This is a genomic window from Streptomyces araujoniae (assembly GCF_050871195.1).
Classification (GTDB): Bacteria; Actinomycetota; Actinomycetes; order Streptomycetales; family Streptomycetaceae; genus Streptomyces; species Streptomyces bacillaris.
In genome coordinates this window covers 4,021,085-4,039,474 of record NZ_CP194070.1, presented here as the reverse complement: position 1 = coordinate 4,039,474, position 18,390 = coordinate 4,021,085, and the positions used below count along the sequence as shown (strand labels likewise).

Genomic DNA, 18,390 nt, shown 5'->3' with positions numbered 1-18,390 from the left:
CCCGCAGGCGCCTACTCACCGGGCTTGATCAGATACCCCGCGCCGCGCCGGGTGTGGATCATCGGTGTCCGTCCGGCGTCGATCTTCTTGCGGAGGTAGGAGATGTAGAGCTCGACGACGTTGGCCTGGCCGCCGAAGTCGTAGTTCCAGACCCGGTCCAGGATCTGCGCCTTGCTGAGCACCCGGCGCGGGTTGCGCATCAGGAACCGCAGCAGCTCGAACTCGGTGGCGGTCAGGTGGATCGCGTCCCCGCCCCGGCTCACCTCGTGGCTGTCCTCGTCGAGCACCAGGTCCCCGACGGTGAGCGTCGACTGGCCGCGCCCGGCGGCCAGCGCCGTGCCCGAGCGGCGGATCAGCCCGCGCAGCCGGGCCACGACCTCCTCCAGGCTGAACGGCTTGGTCACGTAGTCGTCGCCGCCCGCCGTGAGCCCGGCGATCCGGTCCTCCACGGCGTCCCGGGCGGTGAGGAAGAGGACGGGCACGTCGGCGTGGTCGCGCCGGAGCCGGCCCAGGACGGAGAGCCCGTCCATGTCGGGGAGCATCACGTCCAGGACGACCGCGTCCGGGCGGAAGTCCCGGGCCGCGCGCACGGCCCCGGCCCCGTCACCGGCGGAGCGCACCTCCCACCCCTCGTACCGCAGGGCCATCGAGAGCAGCTCGGCGAGCGGAGCCTCGTCGTCCACGACCAGGACGCGCACGGGCGTACGGTCCGGCCGGAGCAGTTCGGTACGCCCGTGGGGCGCGGTGTCGGTTCGCCCCTGGGGCACCGTGGTCGTCGTCATGGAACCACCCTGTGAGGCGCCCGTGAGAGAACCCTGACCCGTTTCTGTGAATTGCCTGAGAAAGCGGGTCCCGTCCCTCAGGCGACGGGCCCGAACAGCGTCTCCGCGTTCCGGTAGCAGACGGCCCGCAGCCACGCGTCCCCCAGCCCGAGCCGCTCCAGGGCCTCCAGCTGGTGTGCGTACGGGTACGGGATGTTCGGGAAGTCCGTCCCGAGCAGGATCCGGTCCCCGAGATCGGCGAGCCGCCCGCGCTCCGCCACCGGGAACGGGGAGAACCCCTCGCTGAAGTCGGTGAACGCCATCGTCGTGTCGAGCCGCACCTCCGGGTACGCCTGCGCCAGCGCCAGGAACTCCCCGTACTCCGGCATCCCCATGTGCGCCACGATCAGCCGCAGCCGGGGATGGCGCGCGAGGAGCCGCCCGACCGGCCCCGGCCCGGTGAACCGCCCCGGCGCGGGCCCGGACCCGCAGTGCATGACGACGGGCACCCCGGCCTCCGCGAGCATCCCCCAAACAGGCTCCAGCAGAGGGTCGTTGGGGTCGTACGCACCCACCTGGAGATGTGATTTGAAGACCCGCGCCCCGCTCTCGACGGCCTCCTTCACGTACACCTCCACTCCCTCCTCCGGGAAGAGGGTCGCGGTGTGCAGGCAGTCGGGCACCCGGGCGGCGAAGTCCGCGGCCCAGCCGTTGAGCCAGCGGGCCATGCCGGGCTTGTGCGGATAGAGCATGGAGGTGAAGCGGAGCACCCCGAACGACCGGATGAGGGCGAGCCGTTGCTCCTCCTCGTGCCGGTAGGTGATCGGCCACTCCCTCCCGGTGAGCGGCCCGACGGAGTCGAAGTAGGCCCAGACCTTGCGCAGGACCCGCTCGGGCATGAAGTGGGTGTGGACGTCGATGAGCCCGGGCAGCCCGAGCCGCTCCCGGAACCGCACGACGTCGAGGCTGTCGTCCTGCACCTCAAGGCTGTCGTCTTCCACACGCAGCTCCTCGCAGGTCTCGCCGATCAGGGTCAGAACAACCCACCCTGCACGCCGCCGCCCGCGATGTCGATGAGGGGGACACCTACTTCGCCCTTCTCCGCCTTCCCCTCCGTCTCCGCCCTCTCTGCCCTCCCCTCCGTCTCCGCCCGCTCCTCCGTCTCCTCCCGGGTGACGGCCGCCAGCTCCCACCCGGTGATCAACCGCGTATCGAGCACGATCACGCCCTCCCGGTCGTCCACGGCAAGATGCAGATCGGGCCCGGCGGCAGCCACCAGCCGCCCCGCGACCACACCCCCGTCGACCAGCTCGCTCACGGCCCGCGCGGCACGGGCCGACCGGTCGAGCCCGAACATCCCCGCATGATCGACGACTTCGAGAGGCAAGGGCTCCAACGACTCCGGCCAGCCGCGCCCTTGAAGCCCGACGGCCCGCCCGTACAGCTCCGCCACTTCGTCGAACCGCTCCCGCTCGCCCGGCAGTTGCCCTCGCACGGCCCGCTTCCGGGCGTACGGAATCCGGTCCGGCACCCCGAGGGCGGCCCGCAGCACCTCCTCGGTCCGCCGGGCGGCCATCAGGGGGCCGCGCCCGAGCCAGGTGAACGCCACGGCCCCCTGCTCCCGCAGCCGGGCCCCGCCGCGCTCCTCCCGGGTGATGCCGACCTTGACCAGGGCGGGCCCGAACCAGGCGAGATAGACGCGGTACGGACGCGGGTCGTCGGCCAGGGTGTCGGCGGCCACCGAGTGGGCCCGGTCCAGCCGCGCGCACTCCGGGCACCGGCCCCCGGTGGAGCGCGCGGGCACGACGGCGGCGACAGGACACGGATTCCCCCGGGCCCCCACACAGTGCCGCTCCCCCACGGCCCGGAACCCGAGCCCGCTCCCGTACGCGAGAACGCTCACGCGCCGCTCACGCCCGCGGATCCAGCCCAGCTCCGGCCTGTCCCCCGGCCACGCGACCCCGGTACACCGCCACCCGAAGGCCACCCGAACTCCGCTCTCCGCACCGGACGAGGCGGCTCGCCACGCCACACGAAGCGGCTTCAAGCCCCCGGGGCCCCGCTTCCAGGCCCCGCCCGTCAAGGCTAACGACCGCCGGTGACAACGCCCCCGGTGGCGCCGGGCGCGCCGACGCCTTCGATCCGCCGCCGCATCCCGGCCATGCGGCGGACGAACCGCCGGTTGAACCAGGCCATCCACCCCAGGAACGCCGCCCCGAACCCGAGCCCCCACACGCCCGCCACCAGGTTCCCGGCGGCGAACCAGAGCAGCGGGATCCCGAAGAGCAGCAGCCCCAGCACGGGGAAGGCCCACCACTGATGGCGCCGCAGCTTCGCCTCCCGGCGCCGGATCAGCCGGACCATGACGGCCTGCTCGGCCGGGTCGTCGGGCAGCTCACCGTTCCTGGCGATCCGCCGCTCCAGCTCCGGCACCCGGGCGGCCTCGGTCCCCACCGCGCGGGCGTCCCGACGCCGGCGCCGCATCACGTACCAGGCCATGAACCCGGCGTAGACGAGCCCGCCGGCCAGAATCCCGGGCCACCCCGACCACCCGTCGAAGGCCAGCCGGATACCTATCCACACCACGAGCACCAGCAGCCCCACGGCCCACCACTCGTCCTGCCACCGCTGCACCTGGCCGTGCCTCCGCGACCTCATCCGGCAACCTCCGAGCCGGGCGCGTCCCTCACACCCCGTACCACCTCGGGTACCCCGTCAGGGTCGGCCGACGCGTAGGCACCCTCAGGGGCGGGGAACGTACGGCTCACAGGCGATGCCGTCACCGTCACTGTCGAGGTGGTCCCCATACCCCGGGTCGCCCGGGTGCAGGGGCGCGGCTCCGGCCTCCCGGGCCGCGTCGCAGTTCTCGTAGTACACACCGCCGGGCTCATCGCTCGACGGGTCCTCGGCCCCGGCCACTTCCCGTACGTCGGCGGAGGTGATCACACCCGAACGGACGGTGTAGGTGCCCTCGAAGAGCTTGAGGCTGCCGTCGGTCTGGAGGGCCTCCAGCTCGGCCCGGACCGTGTCCCCCTGGACGCCGAGGATCCGGACGGTGTCGCGCTCGGTGTCGGCCAGGCCGTCGACGAAGGCCTGGTAATCACCGGCGAGGTTCTTGCCACCCAGCTCCCAGGCCGCCCGGTAGTCGCGGTCGTTGACGGCGTCGAAGTAGGCGACGACGGTGGCTTCGGCGCCGAGGGCGGCCGAGGTGGAAGGCGATGGACTCGTCTCGGGCGCCTTCGTCCGCGTCTCCGTGTCCGTCCGCGTCTCGGGGGAGGCGGTGACGGTGCTGGTCACCGTGGCGGTGACCTCGGCAGGAGCCGAGGACGAGGGCGCGGCCACGGAGGTGGACACGGGCGCGACGCTCTCACCGGCCCCGCCGGACCCGCTCCCGCCACAGGCCCCCGCCCCGAGAATCCCGACGGCTCCCACGACCACCGCGCAGCCCGCGCTCCGCAGCCCTGACCGAAGAAGTCCGCCGTTCTCGCCCATCACACACCTCGCCGAGGAACCCCGCCCTTCCAGCTTCCTCCCGCGCGAGCGCCCCCGCCCCTCGATCTTGTACGGACGGCCGCCTCGGGCGGGACCGGGGGGCGCTGGAGCCCGGGCCGGGGCCGGGGCGGTAGGCGCTCGGGCGGGGGCCAGGACCGTGGACGCTCGGGCGGGGCCCGGACCATGGGCGCTCGGGCTGAGGGCCGGAACCGTAGGCGCTCGGGCGGGGGCCGGACCGCAAGCGTCCCGCCACCCGCCGTACCGCCCGCCCCCCCTCCGCCCAGCCCCCTCCGCCCGGCGGGCGCCCCCGCCTGCCCCCGCCTGCCCGCGTCCGCCCCCGGGGCTAGGATCCGGACCATGGCGCTGACGCAGACGCACATGGACCGGTTCGAGGCCTCCATGCCCCGTCTGGAGGCCATCGCCTACCGGCTGCTCGGCTCGTCGGGCGACGCGGAGGACGCCGTACAGGACACGTTCCTGCGGTGGCAGGCGGCCGACATCGACCGCATCGAGGTCCCCGAGGCCTGGCTGACCAAGGTCCTCACCAACGTCTGCCTCAACCAGCTCACCTCGGCCCGCGCGCGGCGCGAGTCGTACGTGGGCCAGTGGCTGCCGGAACCGCTGCTCGCCGGGGACCCGATGCTGGGCCCCGCCGACACGGCCGAGCAGCGGGAGTCGGTCTCGTACGCCGTACTCGCCCTGATGGAACGGCTCTCGCCCAACGAACGGGTGGTGTACGTGCTGCGGGAGGCGTTCGACTACCCGCACCGCAGGATCGCGGAGATGCTCGACATCACCGAGGCCTCCTGCCAGCAGCTCCTCCACCGCGCCAAGAAGCACATCGCGGAGGGCAGGGCCCGTACGGAGATCGACGCGGAGGCCGCCCGGCCGGTCGTCGAGGAGTTCCTCGCCGCCGCGACCAGCGGCCGGACCGAACCGCTGGTGCGGCTGCTGACCTCGGACGCCGTCGCGATCGGCGACGGCGGCGGAAAGGTGCCGGCCCGCACCAAGGCGTTCGAGGGGGCCGTGGCGGTCGCGAAGTTCATGCGCGGCCTGTTCAAGCCGGGCAAGGCCAAGCGCGACCTGGTGGGCGGCTCCGCCGAGATCCACGCGACGACCGCCAACGGCTCCCCCGCCCTGGTGGCGGTGGTCGACGGCCGGGTCGTGGGCATCCTGTGCCTGGAGATCACGGCGGAGGGCATCGCCGCGTTCCGCAGCCAGGCCAACCCCGACAAGCTGGAGCGCGCGACGAGGCGGTGGGCGGCCGCGGAGCACGGGGAACCCCTGTTCCACGCCTTCTGACCCACCCACGTGACGCAGGTCACACCGCACCCCTGTCAGGAATCGACGGGCTGCCCGGTTCAAGGGGCGAAGCCGCGCGAGACAGGAGCACAGGCCATGCAGCACGGAAACGCACAGGGACAGGGACACGTTCAGGAACACGGGCACGGACGCGCTCAGCACCGCGTCGTCGTTCTCGGGGCCGGATACGCCGGAGCCATCGCCGCCGGCCGCCTCGCCAGGCGGCTGCGCCGCGAGGACGTCGCCATCACCCTCGTCAACGCCGAGCCGGACTTCGTCGAGCGGGTCAGGATGCACCAGTTGGCGGTCGGGCAGGAGCTCAGGCCCCGCCCGTTCAGCGAGATGTTCGCGGGTACGGGGGTGCGGCTGCGGCTCGCGAGGGTGACGGCGGTCGACGTGGACGGCAGGACGGTCTCGATCACGGAGGCGGAGCCCGGCGGGTCCAGCGCGTCCGGGGCGTCCAACGGGTCCGGGGCGTCCAACGGGCTCGGCAGCTCCAGCGGGTCCAGCACGTCCGAGGGCCTCGGCGCCTCCGGCGGCTCCGACGGGCTCGGCAGCTCCAGCGGGCTAGGCGACTCCGGCGGCTCCGGCATCGAGGAACTCCCCTACGACACCCTCGTATACGCCCTCGGCTCCACCTGGAACACCCACGACGTCCCCGGAGCCGCCGAGCACGCCCACGACATCGCGGGCCGCCCCGGCGCCCTCCGGCTGCGCGCCCGCCTGGCCGCCCTGGGCGCCGGACAGCCCGTGGTCGTCGTGGGCGGCGGCCTCACCGGCCTGGAGGCGGCGACCGAGATCGCCGAGGCCCGCCCCGACCTGCAGGTCACCCTCGCCGCCCGAGGCGCCCTGGGCGACTGGCTCTCCCCCAAGGGCGCCCGCCACCTGCGGAAGGTCATGGCGGGCCTGGGCATCACGGTCCACGAGAACACGACGGTCACCGGGGTCGGGGCCGACCACGTCACCACCGCGGCGGGCGACCTGCCCGCATCGGCCACGATCTGGACGACGGGCTTCGCGGCCCACCCGATCGCGCGGGCGACCACGCTGAGGACCGACGCCACGGGCCGGATCGAGGTCGACGGCACGATGCGCTCGCTCTCCCACCCGGACGTGTACGCCATCGGCGACGCGGCCCTGGCACAGGGCCCCGGCGACCAGCCGCTCCGCATGTCGTGCGCCTCGGGCATCCCCATGGCCTGGCAGGCCGCCGACGCGATCGCGGCCCGCCTGACCGGCACCAAGTGCCCGACCGCCCCGCTGCGTTACTTCAACCAGTGCATCTCGCTCGGCCGCAAGGAGGGCCTGATCCAGTACGTCACCGCCGACGACCGCGCCCGCACGGCCGCCCTGACGGGCCGTCTGGCCGCGTTCTACAAGGAACTGGTCTGCAAGGGCGCGGCCTGGGGCGTGGCGAACCCGACACTTGCCGTCCCCTCCCGCCGCCGCCCCACCGTCGTACAGCCCGCTCCGGTTCCCACACCGGCACCGGAGGCGACAACGGCTTGAGGCTCCGCCCCAGGATCCCCCGGAGGCGCTCCCCATCCGCGGGATCCTGGGCGCCCCGCTCGGGCACCATGCGGCACTCCCCGACAGAGCCCCGCCCCTAGTCCCCATGGGCAGGAATTTGGGCTTCCGGTACAAGGACTGCGGCAGTCGGCCTCAGAGGTGTTCGGGCGGGAGAAATATGAACCTGACAGAGGCTCTGGACAAGGCGGTAGCCGCCCTGAAGGCCCCGCTGGAGCCGACGGACCGCGAGCAGGGCTGGACGGACGACCTGCGGCGAGAGATCCAGGAGGAGATCTCGGTCCACCGCTCCGCCCTGCGCCGCCACGGCCCCTGGATGGCCTCCTACCTGCGCCCCCGCCTCGACGAGTGGATGGCACGCGAGGGCGTACAGCCGGGACGTCTCCACGAGGCGGTCATGAACGCACAGACCCACCTCACCGACGCACACACCTAGAGAAGAAGGTCCCTCCCCAAAACCCTGCGATGCTGACACCCTGATCGAGAGGGGCGACAGCGATGCAATGGAAGATCCACGGCGAACGCCCGGTCTACGAGAACCACTGGGTGAACCTGTGGGTCACCGACATCGAGACCCCGGACGGCAACCGCTTCGACCACCACGTCGTCAAGCTCCGCAACCTGGCCGTGGCCGCCGTCGTCAACGAACGCCGCGAGGTCCTGATGATGTGGCGCCACCGCTTCATCACGGACACCTGGGCCTGGGAACTCCCCATGGGCCTGGTCGAGAACGACGAGACCCCGGCCGAAGCGGCGGCCCGCGAAGTCCTGGAGGAGACGGGGTGGCGCCCCGGCCCGGTAAGACCCCTGATCTACGCCGAACCGGCCAACGGCATCACCGACTCGCAGCACCACCTCTTCCGCGCCGACGGAGCCACGTACGAAGGCCCGCCGACCGAGAAGAACGAGTCGGACCGCATCGAGTGGATCCCCCTGACCGACATCCGCACCATGATCGACCGCCGCGAAATCGTCAGCAGCGGCTCCCTGGTCGGCCTGCTCTACATGCTCATGGACGAGGCGATCCGCTGACCCGAGGCCGGGTAGGCGCTGCCCGACGACGAAGAACCCCTACGCGTCAAAGGCGTATTCGAGGATGTACGAAGCAGAGTCGAGGGTCATCTCGTTGACTTCGACCGCACGGCCCTCGTCGGTGAAGGCGGTCCGGCAGATCAGCATGACGGGCGTCCCGGTCGAGAGCTTCAGCTGCTCCGCCTCGGCTGCCGTCGGCATGCGGGACCGGATCTCCTCACGGAAGTGGACCGGCTCCGAACCGAGTTCGGCAAGCCGCGCGTAGGTGCCGCCGGGCCCGGTGTCCTCCTGAGCGATGGCCGACCCGGCCACCAGACCGGCCGGCAGATACGACGTGGCAAGAAGCACGGGCTTGCCATCCAGCACGAAGCGCCGACTACGAACACACACGGGTTCGCCCTCTTCCACCCCCAGCACACGGGCCACATGCTCGGGCGCCCCCTGCTCGGTGACGCGCACTCGGTCGACGACCAGAGTCCGGTCCTCGGTGTCGACGGACCAGACGGACCGGCCCTCACCCCACTGGGACCGGGCCAGGCGCTGGATGCCCTGGCGACGCAGCGGGCGGAACGACCGCACGAAGACCCCAGCGCCCTTGCGCGACTCGACGATGCCCTCGCTCTGCAGAACACCGAGCGCCTGCCGGGCGGTCATCCGAGCGACACCGTGATCCGCCATGAGGTCGTTCTCACCCGGCAACCGATCACCGGGCCGGTACTGCCCGGCCTGAATGGCGTCCCGCAGCTCGTCGGCGATCCGCTGATACTTCGGCTGCCGCTTGGCGCCCTCGGTGGACATGAGTGGCCTCTCCCTCGCCTCTCTAGACACCCTAGGGCTTTCTTTCACGAAAGAAACGTACGTTCCAGCTGTGGAACGTGCCCGCTCCGAGACACCCGGGCCAGGGCACACGCCTCCGAAGTAGCGTTGACATCTCTAGAGATCCACTGTTTCACTTCAGATGTCTAGAGATGTTGCCGACCGGCGGCGACTCCTGAACAAGGGATGCGCTCATGCCGTCTTCCAAGAGCGACGTGAAGCCCGGCGCCCAGCCGACAACGGCGGGCCTGCCGCTCTCCGACAGGGGAGACCACCAGCTCACCACGTCGAGCACGGTCACCCCGGAAGATCCGGGACACCACCCGCCGCACTCCAGCCCCCGGTCCGCGCGCTGGCGCCGGATCCCCGTCGACCTGGCACGAGAGGCGGCAGGGAAGTCGGCGGCCACACGCATCGACCGGGCGGTGCGATGCCAGCTGTCCGCACACGACGAGGGTGAACACTTCGGCCTCCTCACCGACACAGGCACATACGGCACCGCACTGTGGCTCCGCTGGCACGGACCGGACGAGGCGCAACTCGTCGTACTCCCCGACTGCCCCGTGACCGCCCCCGAACCCGACGGTGACGGCTGCCGCCTGTTCGCCGACCACACCGCGCAGCACACCTGGGAGAACGCCCTGGAGCAGACCCCAGAACGTTCCTGATCGCCCGCTCCGGCCCCAGGGACAGCCTGCGCATCTCCCCGGACGTTGCAGGTCGGCCGCGAGAACCCCAGCCCTCACTCCTCCTGGAAGAGTGAAGCCCCATGGCGACCACCCGCATCGGCCTCGACCGGCTGCCGCCCGCCGCCCTCGCCGCCCTCGAAGAGCACACCGGCTCCCTCCTCACGGTCGAGGAGACGGCCGAGGGCTTCAACAGCGAGATCGCGGCCCGCGTCACCTCCGCAACGGGCACCTGGCACATCAAGGGCCTGCGCACCGAACACCCCCGCGCCTGGACCCAGCGCCGGGAGGCCGCCATCGCTCCCTTCCTCACCGGCCTGGCCCCCGCCCTCCACTGGCACGTCGAAACCGCAGGCTGGGACCTCCTCGGCTTCGAAGCCCTCACCGGCCACCACGCCGACTACGCCCCCGGATCCCCCGACCTCCCCGAAGTCGCCGCCCTCCTGAGCCGCCTGGGCGAGACCCCGTGCCCCGGCATCGAACTACGCCACGCCGAACAGCGCCTGGAGCGCTACGCCGCCCACCCCGACGACCTCCGCTTCCTCGCCGGACCCCACCTCCTCCACACCGACCTGAACAACGCCAACGTCCTCGTCGACGACCACGCTCCCCCGGGCGACCGGGCCCGCCTGGTCGACTGGGCCTGGGCCACCTGTGGCGCGGCCTGGCTCGACGCCGGCTACTGGGTCATCTGGCTCATCGCCGCCGGACACGCCCCCGCATCCGCCGAGCGCCGGGCCGCCGAGATCCCCTCCTGGCACACCGCCCCCGCCGAAGGCATCACCGCCTTCGCCGCCGCCAACCACAACCTCTGGGCCGAGATCAGTGCCGACGCTACCGACCCTTGGGCCCTGCGCCTCGCGACAGCCGCCGCCACCTGGCACGCACACCGCCGGGCTGGTTGAGCCGAGCTCTCCGCCCAGCAAGAGGCAAGATCAACAGAGACGTGAGAAGAAGTGAGATCAAACGAGGAAGGCCCCCACCCTCTGAGGAGGGTGGGGGCCTTTACCTGGTACTACCTGTGCACTCGGCAGGATTCGAACCTGCAACCTTCTGATCCGTAGTCAGATGCTCTATCCGTTAAGCTACGAGTGCTTGGCGTTCCGGGCTTTTCTGCCTGGTCGGCGTTGCGGGAACAACATTACATGACCTGCGCCGTGACGCGAAATCCATTGCCTCCACCACCTCTGAACTGCGAAAACACCCTTCCGGGGTGGATCTCGGCCGTCCCCTTGACCACGGCGTGCCAGCGTCCCGGGGGCGGGAACGGCCGAAGCCCCGTGCCGGGGGCACGGGGCTTCGGGGTGGAGCGGAGGCGGAGGGATTTGAACCCTCGATGGGCTTTAAGACCCAAACCGCATTAGCAGTGCGGCGCCATAGACCGGACTAGGCGACGCCTCCTCCGCACGCCTCGCGCGGACGCGAGTGGGTGCGTGCAGATGATGACACAGTCGAACGCCGTGCCACCAATCGCCGCTCACGTTACTAGCCGTGCGGGGGGCAGGGCAAAGCACTTCGGCGTGGTGGCGCAACGTCCGGGCGGGAGGCGCGTTAGAGAGGCGGGGGGCTTCGGCCTCCGCCGGTGGGGCGCATGCGTGGCCCGCCGCCCTCGCTGAGATTGCCGAGCTAGCGGGAACCAGCGCTAGCCGAGATACAGGAGCCCGCATGCTGCGTCGTCTCGCCCTCACCGCCGTCGTCACGCTCGCCGCGGTGTCCGTCACCGCTCCCGGCGCCTCCGCCCTCGCGGGCGCCTCCGGGCAGGTGCCTTCCGCCCTGCCCACCTCCGGGCCGCTCGCCGCCGTCCAGCCCGCCCTCGGGCCGCTGCCCATGCCGCTGCCGCAGCTGCCCTCGTTCCTGGGCGGAGGCAGCGGCGGGGGCGGCACGGTGGACGAGCCCGCCGCGCGGACCCGGCTCACCGTGACCGTGGAGCGCTCCGGGGTGGCCGGTGCGGACGGGACGTTCGAGCTGACCTGCGGGCCCACCGGGGGGACCCACCCGGAGCGGCAGGGGGCCTGTGACCGGCTCGCGGAGGTCGGGGGTGCGCGGGCGGGGCAGGACCTGTTCCGGCCCGCGCCCGAGGGGACCATGTGCACCATGATCTACGGCGGCGACGCCTCCGCCCGGATCGTCGGGACCTGGGAGGGCCGGCGCGTGGACACCACCGTGACCCGGGGCGACGGCTGCGAGATCGCCCGCTGGAACAACCTCGTGCCGGTCCTTCCCGACCTGCGGTAGGGCTCCGGCCGGACCGGGTGAGCCCTCGGCGGGCCCCGGAAGGACACCGGCCCCGCACCGCGTCCGCGCACGTCACCGGGTGCGCGGACGCCCGCGTCGGGGGCCGGTGGCGTACACGGCGTACACAGAACCTTGGTGAGAGCTGCCCCTCATCCACCGCCCCCGGGCACTCCCCTGGCCTTAGACTCCTCCAGTGACAGTCCGGGACCCGAGGGGCAAGATGGGGCCGGTTGTCGGCAAGGTGCGGTAATCAGGGAGGAAGCGTCGTCGTGAGCAGCAGGCCGTCCCGAGGCACTGCTCGCCTCGCAGCCATACTCGATGCCCTTCCGGACGGGCTTCTGCTCGTCAATTGCAACGGCACGGTCGTCAACGCCAACGCCATCGCCCTCGAAATGTTCGAGACCCCGGGCACCGCGCTCGTCGGTCGCGGACTGCTCGACCTGCTGCCGGAGTTCGACTCCAGGCTGATCCCGGGATCGATGCGCCGGCCCGACGCTGCGGACGAGCAGGGCAGGACCAAGCCGACGCGCATGATCGCGCGCCGCACCGACCGGCACGAGTACCCGGTCGAGGTCACCAGCGCCGGCCTGGACAGCGGTCAGGCCGCGTACAACGACATCCACTCCAGCTACACCGGCGACGAGCTGCTCATGATCGTCGTACGGGATCTCTCCGGCACCGTCGACACCGAGGCCGAGCTGGCCCGTTCGCAGCGCCAGACCGAGATGATCCTGCGCGCCGCGTCCGAAGGCGTCGTCGGCACCGACACGGACGGGCGCGTCGTCCTCGTCAACCCCGCCGCCGCCCAGATCCTCGGCTTCCGGGCCAGCGACCTCGGCGGCCAGGAGCTGCACCCGCTGATCCTGCACTCGCGGGCGGAGGGCGAGCCGTTCCCGTACGAGGAGTCGCCGCTCGCCGACACCCTCAAGTCCGGGCGCAAGCACCGCGTGCGCGGTCAGGTGCTCTGGTCCAAGAGCGGTGCCCAGGTGCCGGTGGATCTGACGACCGCGCCGGTACGGGACGGGGACCAGCTCGTCGGCGCGGTGATGACGTTCACCGACCGCCGCCCGTACGAGGAGCTGTCCGCCCAGCACAAGAACGTCGTCGCCGAGCTGACCAGGAGCCACTCCGACGAGGTCACCGCCCTCAAGGAGGCCCACGCGGCCGAGCTGAAGGCGCTCGAGGAGGCCCACACGGCCGAGCTGGCCGACCGGAGCGAGCGGTACGCCGCCGAGCTGGAGGAGCAGGCCGAGCGGCTCGCCTCCCTAGGCGCCCAGCACGCCCAGCTCACGGCCGTCCTCGGCGGTTCGCTGCGCGGGCCCCTGGAGGAGCTGCGCGGGGAGCTGTCCACGCTCGCCGCCGACCCGGCCGGGCAGCTGTGGCCCGAGGCCAACCAGATCCTGCACCACCTCGCCGCCGGATACGCCCGGATGACCACCCTCGTCGACAACGTCCTGGGCTACCAGCGCCTCGACGCGGGTGTGGAGGGGCTGCACAAGGCCCCCGCGCTGGTCGACGGGATCGTGACGGGCGGGATCGACGGGGCGGTCGAGCTGATCGGACCCGGGCGCGCCCAGTTCGCCGTGCACGCCCCGCCGATCGAGGCCGAGGTCGACGCGCGTCAGCTCGCCACCGCCCTCGCCCACCTCGTCGCGGACGTCTGCGGTGTCGATTCGACCGGCAAGACCCGGGCCGTCCCCGGGGGCGGTTACGTCGACTCCACCGTGGTCGTGGCCGCCGCCCAGCGCGGCGATGTCGTACGGATCGAGGTCCGCGGGCCCTTCGCCGGGGGTGACCCGGTGCACCAGCCGATCGTCCGCGGCATCGTCCAGGCGCACGGCGGGGTGCTGCAGACCCACGAGATGCCGGGGATGAGCGGCAGCGCGTACGTGCTCGACATCCCGATCGGCGCCGGTGGGGGCACCATCGCGCCCCCGGAGGCGCCGGTGGACGTACCGGCCGATCCGTCCCCGGTCCCCCCGGCCGAGGCCGTCGGGGCGCCGGGCGTCACCAGCGGCGGGCGGCGGCGGGCCCGCCGGTCGTCGACCGACGCGTTCCTAGACGCCCCCGGCGCACCCGAGGCCGAGGCCCCGGCGGCGGAGAGCCCCGCCGACGGTCCCGTCGCCGAGCCGACCGGGCGGCGCCGGGCCCGTCGTGGGCCCGCCGCCCCGGAGGAGCAGGCGGCTCCCGAGCCGGTCCCGGCCCAGCAGGGCGAGGGATCGGGGCGTCGGCGCGGCCGGCCCAGCCCGGCGGAGGCCGGAGCGGTGGGCGCCGGAGCGGTGGAGAACGATTCGGCGGGGAGCGGTCCCGCCGGTGGTGATCGCGGCGGTAGCGGCGGTGGTCCACTGGCCATCGGGGCGGCTCCGGGCGGGCCGGTCGCGGGCGGAGCCGGGGAGGGTGAGCGGGGGGCTGCCGCGCTTCAGCAGGCCCATGCCCAGGCTCCGCAGCCCCAGCGGCAGGCCCTCGCCCTGACCTCCTCCGCGCCCTCTGAGGGGTCCGTCGTCACCGCGGCCGAGGGCGCCCAGGGCGCCGGGCGTCCCCAGCGCGGCCAGACCGTGCCGCCGCAGGGCGTTCCGGCCGACCCGCAGCAGCCGGTACCGCCCGCCGGGCGACGGGCGCGGCATGAGGACGGGGACCACCTCCCGGCGCTTCCCGCCCTCGCGGCCGGCAGCGGCGGTACGGGGGTGGGCACGGGCCAGGGCCAGGAGCAGGCCCCGGGGGCCCAGGGCGTCCAGGGGGGTCCGAACCCGTCCCCGGCCGACGCGCACGCCCAGGCACAGGTCCAGGCCCAACAGCCCGGTGGGCGTCGGGCCCGCCGGGCGCTGGCCGCCGCCCAGGAGCGCACCGCCGCCGAGGCCGGTCCGCGTACCGCCTTCGCCCTGCCGCCCGCCGAGGCGGACCGGGCGCCGGCGGCCCAGGGCCCTGCCCCCGTACCCGTACAGGCGCCGGGCACCGCCCCCGTACCGCCGCCCGGCGACGACAGCCACCACGAGCGCACCGCGCCCGAGGCCGGTCACACGCCTCCGCAGGCCCACCCCGTGGCCCCGCACGCGCCCCACCACGCCGACCGGCCCGTCGACGGCGTACCGCAGGCCGGTACGGCCGACGCGACGCCCGTACCCGCGCCCGCTCCGGGCCCGGCTCCTGCTGCCGCCCGCGACGACCAGCAGTCCTGGGGGGCCGGCGTGCCGCAGGCTCCGGCTCCGGTTCCCGGGGCGGCGCCGCACGGCTCCCGCCCCGCCGCGGACGACCGGTCCTGGGGCGGCAACGGGCAGACCACCCACACCACCGGAACCGCGGCCGCCGGCCCCGCTCCGCACCCGGCCGACGCGGGAGCGGGCGCCCCGGTGCCGGACGCGCGGCGGCAGCCGCTGCCCGCCGAGGAGCCGGCGCCGGGCATCAACCCGGACTCCACCCAGGGACGGGCGTTCAGCGTGCGGACGCTGGGCCAGGGCGTGCCCTTCGCCCAGCACCTCCCCCAGCAGGGCCAGTCCGCCCCCCAGCCGAACCAGCCCGCCCAGCCCGCCGCGTCGCAACCGAGCCTCGGGGGTGCCGGCCGACGTCGCAAGCTCGCCGCCCCGCCGGAGGGCGAGCGCTCCTCGGCCCAGCCGACCGCCCCGGCCCCGGACCCCGGTGCCGCCGCTCAGGGCGGGCCCGGCCAGCAGCCCGCACCCGCCCCTCAAGAGGCCCAGGCGGCCCAGGCGGCGGTCCCCGGCTCCGGCCAGTTGCTGGCGCCCCCGGTCTCCGAGGGGCGCGCGTACGCCATAGGGGCGCCCGACGAGGGCGCCGAGGGTCCGGAGCCGCTGGACGGGCCCGGGGGAGCGGTCGAGGTCGCCAACCGGCCGCAGCCCCAGCCCCTGGACGACGAGCTGCCCCCCGAGCCGCTGGACAACCCGCGCCGGCTGCTCGTCTGGCCCGCCCCCGACGTACCGACCCAGCAGGCGCTCAGCGACCGCGGCTACCGCCCGGTGATCGTCAACTCCCGTGAGGAGGTCGACGCCCAGATCGCCGCGTTCCCCGCCGCGCTCTTCGTCGACCCGCTGACCGGGCCCATCACGCGCAAGGCCCTGCAGTCGCTGCGCCAGGCGGCCGTCGCCGCCGAGGTTCCGGTGCTGGTGACGGCCGGTCTCGGGCAGGCGTCCCGGGAGGCCGCGTACGGGGCCGACCCGGCCGTCCTCCTCAAGGCGCTGGCCCCGCGCGACAGCGAGCAGCACCCGCCGCGCGTCCTCCTGATCGAGGAGCAGGCGGAGATCGCGGCAGCGCTGGAACAGACGCTGGAGCGGCGCCAGATGCAGGTCGCCCGTGCGGCGACCGACAGCGAGGCCGTCGATCTGGCGGGGCGCATGCGGCCGAACCTGGTGGTCATGGACCTCATGCAGGTACGCCGTCGGCGCGCGGGGATCATCGACTGGCTGCGCGCCAACGGGCAGCTGAACCGCACCCCGCTGGTCGTCTACACCTCGGCCGAGATGGACCCCTCGGAGCTGCCGCGACTGGCGTCCGGGGAGACCGTCCTGTTCCTGGCGGAGCGCTCCACGAGCGACGAGGTGCAGTCCCGGATCGTCGACCTGCTGGCGAAGATAGGGACCAACTGACGGCGGAGAACGCGGAGAACGGGGCGGGGGCGGTACGGAGTTCCCGTACCGCCCCCGCCCCCGCCCCCGCTCTTGTTCGGCCCGATCCTGTCCGGCCCGGCCTGTTTCACGTGAAACAGGCGAGCGGAAGGGTCAGAGCTGCGTGACGTCCAGCTCCCCGTCCGCGTACTGCTTCCGGATCACCTTCTTGTCGAACTTGCCGACGCTCGTCTTCGGCACCGCCGGGATCACCGACCACCGCTCCGGCAGCTGCCACTTGGCGATGCCCGAATCGGCGAGGAACGCCTTCAGCGCCTCGTAGTCGACGTCGGCGGCGCCCTCCTTGAGGACGACGGTCGCGAGCGGCCGCTCGCCCCACTTCTCGTCCGGGACGGCGACGACGGCGGCCTCCGCGACATCCGGGTGGGCCATCAGGGCGTTCTCCAGCTCAACGCTGGAGATCCACTCTCCGCCGGACTTGATGACGTCCTTGGCCCGGTCGGTGAGGGTGAGGTAGCCATCGGTGCTGATCACGCCGACGTCGCCGGTCTTCAGCCAGCCGTCCTCGCTGAACTTGTCCTCGGGCCGCAGGTGCTCGCCGTCGGACCCGCCGTAGTACGCGGCGGCGATCCAGGGGCCGCGTACCTCCAGCTCACCGGCCGACTCCCCGTCCCACGGCAGGTGCTCGCCCGCCGGGCCGACCAGCCGGGCCTCCACACCGGCCGGGAAGCGGCCCTGGGTGATGCGGTACGGCCACTCCTCCTCGGCGCTCAGTCCGGCGGGCGGGTGGGCCATCGTGCCGAGCGGCGAGGTCTCGGTCATGCCCCAGGCGTGGCAGAGCCGGACGCCGATCTTGTCGTACGCCTCCATCAGCGAGGGCGGGCAGGCCGCGCCGCCGATGGTCACGTTGGCCATCGAGGAGAGATCGCGCGGATGGGCGGTGACCTCGGCGAGGAGGCCCTGCCAGATGGTGGGGACGGCGGCGGCGTGGGAGGGGCGCTCGCGCTCGATCATCTCGGCGAGCGGGGCGGGCTGGAGGAAGCGGTCCGGCATCAGCATGTTGACGCCGCTCATGAACGTGGCGTGCGGAAGTCCCCAGGCGTTCACATGGAACTGGGGGACCACGACGAGCGTGGTGTCCTTGTCGGTCAGCCCCATCGACTCCGACATGTTGACCTGCATGGAGTGCAGGTAGATCGAGCGGTGGGAGTAGACGACGCCCTTGGGGTCCCCGGTGGTGCCGGAGGTGTAACACATGGCGGCGGCCTGGCGCTCGTCCAGCTCCGGCCAGTCGTACGTGGTCGGGCGGCCCGCGATCAGCTCCTCGTAGTCGTGCACGCGCGGCGCCACACCGTCGAGCGCCGAGCGGTCACCGGGGCCGGAGACGACCACGTGCTCGATGCTCGGCAGGTGGGGCAGGAGCGGTACGAGGAGCGGCAGCAGGGTGCCGTCCGCGATGACCACCTTGTCGTCCGCGTGGTTGACGATCCAGGCGAGCTGCTCGGGCGGCAGCCGGAGGTTGAGGGTGTGGAGCACGGCGCCCATGGAGGGGATCGCGAGGTACGCCTCGACGTGGACGGCGTTGTTCCACATGAGGGTCGCGACACGCTGGTCGCCGTCGACGCCCAGCTCGTCGCGGAGCGCGTTGGCCAGCTGGGTGGCGCGGGTGCCGATCTCGGCGAAGGTACGGCGGTGCGGCTCTGCTTCGCCGGTCCAGGTCGTGACCTGTGACTTCCCATGGATGGTCATCCCGTGGTGCAGGATGCGGGTGACAGTCAGCGGTACGTCCTGCATGGTGCTCAGCACGGCGTCCTCCCGGTGGGCGCTACGCGGCAGTAGGGTTGGCCTGATTCTGCGCACATACCACGCGGTATGTCACTACTCGCGGGAGAAATTCCTGGCCATGGGCGTGCCCCGACCCTGGCCGGGGGCGCGCCCCGACGAACCGGGGAGCGTTCAGGAGGG

General features: G+C 73.0%; 15 protein-coding genes and 2 tRNA genes. 8 read left to right on the top strand and 9 right to left on the bottom strand.

The window, feature by feature from the left end:
• Positions 1-11 precede the first annotated feature (11 nt).
• The 5 genes from ACQ9ZG_RS17160 to ACQ9ZG_RS17140 all read right to left on the bottom strand — a co-directional run bounded on the left by ACQ9ZG_RS17160 (position 12) and on the right by ACQ9ZG_RS17140 (position 4,115).
• Entirely contained in the window at positions 12-782 is a 771-nt protein-coding gene (locus ACQ9ZG_RS17160; RefSeq protein ID WP_028415718.1) for a response regulator transcription factor, read from the bottom strand.
• Between the two features lie 77 nt (positions 783-859).
• Positions 860-1,762 carry an amidohydrolase family protein gene (locus ACQ9ZG_RS17155; protein ID WP_375138371.1) on the bottom strand — a complete coding sequence of 301 codons (903 nt, stop codon included), beginning with the start codon at positions 1,760-1,762 and terminating at the stop codon, positions 860-862.
• A 32-nt stretch (positions 1,763-1,794) separates the two neighbouring features.
• On the bottom strand, positions 1,795-2,748 hold the full coding sequence (locus tag ACQ9ZG_RS17150) for a DUF2797 domain-containing protein (RefSeq protein ID WP_109917608.1): 954 nt from the start codon (positions 2,746-2,748) through the stop codon (positions 1,795-1,797).
• 98 nt (positions 2,749-2,846) lie between these two features.
• Complete coding sequence (locus ACQ9ZG_RS17145; RefSeq protein WP_084993660.1) at positions 2,847-3,419, bottom strand: hypothetical protein; 573 nt, start codon at positions 3,417-3,419, stop codon at positions 2,847-2,849.
• Positions 3,420-3,503: 84 nt separating this feature from the next.
• Entirely contained in the window at positions 3,504-4,115 is a 612-nt protein-coding gene (locus tag ACQ9ZG_RS17140; protein WP_258312497.1) for an excalibur calcium-binding domain-containing protein, read from the bottom strand.
• Between the two features lie 495 nt (positions 4,116-4,610).
• Here ACQ9ZG_RS17140 and sigJ point away from each other — a divergent pair, with 495 nt between their 5' ends.
• From sigJ to ACQ9ZG_RS17120, 4 genes are all read left to right on the top strand, one after another.
• Positions 4,611-5,555: an RNA polymerase sigma factor SigJ gene (gene sigJ / locus ACQ9ZG_RS17135; RefSeq protein ID WP_028415723.1), complete on the top strand. Its 945-nt coding sequence runs from the start codon at positions 4,611-4,613 to the stop codon at positions 5,553-5,555.
• Between the two features lie 96 nt (positions 5,556-5,651).
• Complete coding sequence (locus ACQ9ZG_RS17130) at positions 5,652-7,064, top strand: NAD(P)/FAD-dependent oxidoreductase (RefSeq protein ID WP_109914906.1); 1,413 nt, start codon at positions 5,652-5,654, stop codon at positions 7,062-7,064.
• Between the two features lie 178 nt (positions 7,065-7,242).
• Entirely contained in the window at positions 7,243-7,518 is a 276-nt protein-coding gene (locus tag ACQ9ZG_RS17125) for a hypothetical protein (RefSeq protein WP_109914907.1), read from the top strand.
• A 62-nt stretch (positions 7,519-7,580) separates the two neighbouring features.
• A complete protein-coding gene (locus ACQ9ZG_RS17120; protein ID WP_109914908.1) occupies positions 7,581-8,114 on the top strand; it encodes an NUDIX hydrolase in 534 nt (177 codons plus the stop codon).
• 39 nt (positions 8,115-8,153) lie between these two features.
• Here ACQ9ZG_RS17120 and ACQ9ZG_RS17115 read toward each other — a convergent pair whose 3' ends face one another.
• Positions 8,154-8,912 carry a GntR family transcriptional regulator gene (locus tag ACQ9ZG_RS17115; RefSeq protein ID WP_109914909.1) on the bottom strand — a complete coding sequence of 253 codons (759 nt, stop codon included), beginning with the start codon at positions 8,910-8,912 and terminating at the stop codon, positions 8,154-8,156.
• 212 nt (positions 8,913-9,124) lie between these two features.
• Between ACQ9ZG_RS17115 and ACQ9ZG_RS17110 the strand changes: the two genes are divergently transcribed.
• Positions 9,125-9,598, top strand: a complete 474-nt coding sequence (locus ACQ9ZG_RS17110) for a hypothetical protein (RefSeq protein WP_309076612.1) — start codon at positions 9,125-9,127, stop codon at positions 9,596-9,598.
• A 101-nt stretch (positions 9,599-9,699) separates the two neighbouring features.
• Positions 9,700-10,521, top strand: a complete 822-nt coding sequence (locus ACQ9ZG_RS17105; RefSeq protein WP_109914910.1) for an aminoglycoside phosphotransferase — start codon at positions 9,700-9,702, stop codon at positions 10,519-10,521.
• A 117-nt stretch (positions 10,522-10,638) separates the two neighbouring features.
• On the opposite strand, the gene ACQ9ZG_RS17100 is transcribed toward ACQ9ZG_RS17105, so the two are convergent.
• Both ACQ9ZG_RS17100 and ACQ9ZG_RS17095 read right to left on the bottom strand, forming a co-directional pair.
• Positions 10,639-10,711 (bottom strand) — tRNA-Arg (locus tag ACQ9ZG_RS17100).
• Positions 10,712-10,926: 215 nt separating this feature from the next.
• Positions 10,927-11,017 (bottom strand) — tRNA-Ser (locus ACQ9ZG_RS17095).
• Positions 11,018-11,281: 264 nt separating this feature from the next.
• Here ACQ9ZG_RS17095 and ACQ9ZG_RS17090 point away from each other — a divergent pair.
• Complete coding sequence (locus ACQ9ZG_RS17090; protein ID WP_028415741.1) at positions 11,282-11,851, top strand: SSI family serine proteinase inhibitor; 570 nt, start codon at positions 11,282-11,284, stop codon at positions 11,849-11,851.
• 269 nt (positions 11,852-12,120) lie between these two features.
• Positions 12,121-16,446, top strand: a complete 4,326-nt coding sequence (locus ACQ9ZG_RS17085; protein ID WP_499280772.1) for a PAS domain-containing protein — start codon at positions 12,121-12,123, stop codon at positions 16,444-16,446.
• 132 nt (positions 16,447-16,578) lie between these two features.
• On the opposite strand, the gene ACQ9ZG_RS17080 is transcribed toward ACQ9ZG_RS17085, so the two are convergent.
• Positions 16,579-18,231 carry a long-chain fatty acid--CoA ligase gene (locus ACQ9ZG_RS17080; protein WP_028415743.1) on the bottom strand — a complete coding sequence of 551 codons (1,653 nt, stop codon included), beginning with the start codon at positions 18,229-18,231 and terminating at the stop codon, positions 16,579-16,581.
• Between the last annotated feature and the right edge of the window lie 159 nt (positions 18,232-18,390).